Raw genomic sequence first — 2,428 nt, 5'->3', positions numbered from 1 at the left:
CGACCTATCAGGGAGAGGATCATGACCGAAAAGACACTTGAGGCCGTTGTTCTGGCAAAGCGTCCTGACGGAAGTATTACGCCGGATGTTTTCGCGACAGTGGAACGTCTCTGGCCCGCGATAAAGGAGGGTGACGTGCTGACACGCACCCTCTTTGCTTCCGTCGATCCCTATATGCGGGGCATTCTCAACGAGGGGCGGACCTATCGTGAAGGACTGGCGGTTGGCGACATGATCCCTGGCGAAACCGTGGGACAGGTCATCCAGTCGAAGCACCCAGCCTTTCGTGAAGGCGCGGTCGTTTCCGGTGCGTTTGGATGGGCGACGGTGCTGGCAACTCCCGGGGACAGGCTGGTCCGGGTTCCCGATGATGTGCCACCGTCAACCTATCTTGGTGTGCTCGGTATGCCTGGTACAACCGCCTATTCGGGTATGACGGATATCGGACAGCCCAAGGCAGGGGAAACGGTTGTTATCTCTGCGGCGTCCGGTCCCGTAGGCGCAACAGCCGGGCAGATAGCCAGGAGAGCAGGAGCGCGGGTGATCGGTATCGCGGGCAGCGTGGAGAAATGTGCGTGGGTCACGGAAATCGCCGGATTTGATGGATGCATCAATCATCATGAAAATCTCGACGAACAGCTTGACGCCCTCTGTCCTGACGGCGTCGATGTCTACTACGAGAACGTTGGGGGTACAGTAGGCCAGGCTGTGATCAGGCGGTTACGTAATCATGCCCGGGTTCCGATCTGCGGTCTGGTCGCTGACTATAATGATCGCGACTATAGCGGGCTGGCGCATGCGCCCACAATCAGCGCGGCTATGCTGCTGTTTCGCAGAGCCCGCATCGAGGGCTTCATTGTCGGTGACCGGCCGGAGCGGTTTGCGGAATGGCGCGCTTTGGCAACTCCCTGGGTTCAGGAAGGTTCTCTTGTTTATAAGGAACAGATTGTAAAGGGTCTGGATCAGGCCCCTCTCGCCCTGGTTGGACAACTGAGTGGACAGAATTTCGGCAAACTTCTTGTGCAGGTTGCAGACGTTCCGACAAACCATGAGTGAGGGTCAACGGAGACAGAAAGTCTGTTTCCTGGGGTCAGTATGCGCAATCGCTCTGGCCCTGATGCCTTGCGTGCCTGCGCAGGCAGCGGACAAGGCGTGGTGTTCCGTATCTGATCCGCAGGCTGCAGGGACTATGCCCGCGCTTCTTCGCCATCTGGCTTCTGTCCGGAACCGGCCGCCAGCGCCTCTGCCACGGGTGCACACGGAAGGCACGTTGCCGCATCACGGTATTTAGGACGAGAGCGTCTCCTCAAAATATGACCTTAAGCTCATGCAAGAGGCAGCGCTGGCCTGGCATGCCGGAGCAGATGACGAATGGCTGAATTTTGCCCGTCGCTATCTGATGGCGTGGATAAAGACCTATAAGCCGAGCTTCAACCCGATCGACGAGACAGGTTTTGACACTCTGATCGACACTTATGTGATGATCGGCCCCTCGCTCCCCGCCTCGGAACGAGAACAGGTCCGATCCTATCTTCAGGATTGGGGTTGGGGATATGTGACAGCCATTATCCATCACGGGCGACGTGCGATCTGGATCAATAACTGGCAGAGCCACCGGATCAAGCTGGTGACAATGATCGCCGTAGCGATCGACGATACCCCGCTGTTTGACAAGGCACGCGATCTTTTCCGCAAGCAGATACAGGCCAATATCGCACTAGACGGGACCACTCTGGATTTTCGGGAACGGGATGCGCTGCACTATGTCGTCTACGACCTTCAGCCGTTGATCCAGGCCGCTCTTGCCGCCAGAACACGCGATGAGGACTGGTATCACTGGACGAGCGATGACGGCTCTTCTCTGGCGAATGCCATGACATGGCTGCTTCCCTATCTGAGCGGAGAGAAGCGACACAGGGAGTTTGTACATTCAGCCGTACGCTTTGACGCGATCCGCGCACAGGCCGGGCTGAAAGGCTATTCGGGCCTGTTTGATCCGCGGACGGCTGGCGCGCTTGTGTGGCTTGCTTCCGCTTTCGACCCGCGTTTTCGTCTTCTCGCGACCCAACTCGCATCACATCCGCCGCTGTTTATATCGATGTGTGGTCAATGAGCGATGCCGTTTATGAAAAAGGACGGGGAGGGAGACCGTTTCTTATCCGAAATGGTCTCTTGTGGTCCGGCATTTTGCAGGACCCAGTCACGGGTTAACTGAGGCGGGAGAGGTTTGAATGATCGTGCAGCGTCAAGTGCGTCGGTTATTGCTGCATCGCCTACACTGTAAGCCGGGTCAGGCGTCAGGTATGCTGGTGGATCCGGACGTCCTTCTGTCATATTTGATGGACACCTCCTCCGCAGCACCCTGAGGCACAGAAATCGGGGAAAAATACTTCCCGTTCAATGATACATCAAAGTTATTGCCTTCGAC

2 protein-coding genes are annotated in these 2,428 nt (G+C 57.0%); both read left to right on the top strand.

Features of this window, described 5'->3' with window-relative positions:
* Nucleotides 1–21: 21 nt before the first annotated feature.
* Nucleotides 22–1,056, top strand: coding sequence for an NADP-dependent oxidoreductase (locus tag GXY01S_RS16535; protein WP_061276863.1), 1,035 nt, complete (start codon nucleotides 22–24; stop codon nucleotides 1,054–1,056).
* Nucleotides 1,057–1,327: 271 nt separating this feature from the next.
* Nucleotides 1,328–2,113, top strand: coding sequence for an alginate lyase family protein (locus tag GXY01S_RS16530; RefSeq protein WP_003631308.1), 786 nt, complete (start codon nucleotides 1,328–1,330; stop codon nucleotides 2,111–2,113).
* The last annotated feature ends 315 nt before the right edge of the window (nucleotides 2,114–2,428 follow it).

It is taken from the genome of Komagataeibacter xylinus NBRC 15237 (assembly GCF_001571345.1).
In the GTDB taxonomy this organism is placed as follows: Bacteria; Pseudomonadota; Alphaproteobacteria; order Acetobacterales; family Acetobacteraceae; genus Komagataeibacter; species Komagataeibacter xylinus.
This window is presented reverse-complemented; position numbering and strand designations above follow the sequence as displayed.

Coding starts and splice junctions, on each gene's coding strand:
- GXY01S_RS16535 (WP_061276863.1), top strand. CDS start 22: ATGACCGAAAAGACACTTGAGGCCGTTGTTCTGGCAAAGCGTCCTGAC.
- GXY01S_RS16530 (WP_003631308.1), top strand. CDS start 1,328: ATGCAAGAGGCAGCGCTGGCCTGGCATGCCGGAGCAGATGACGAATGG.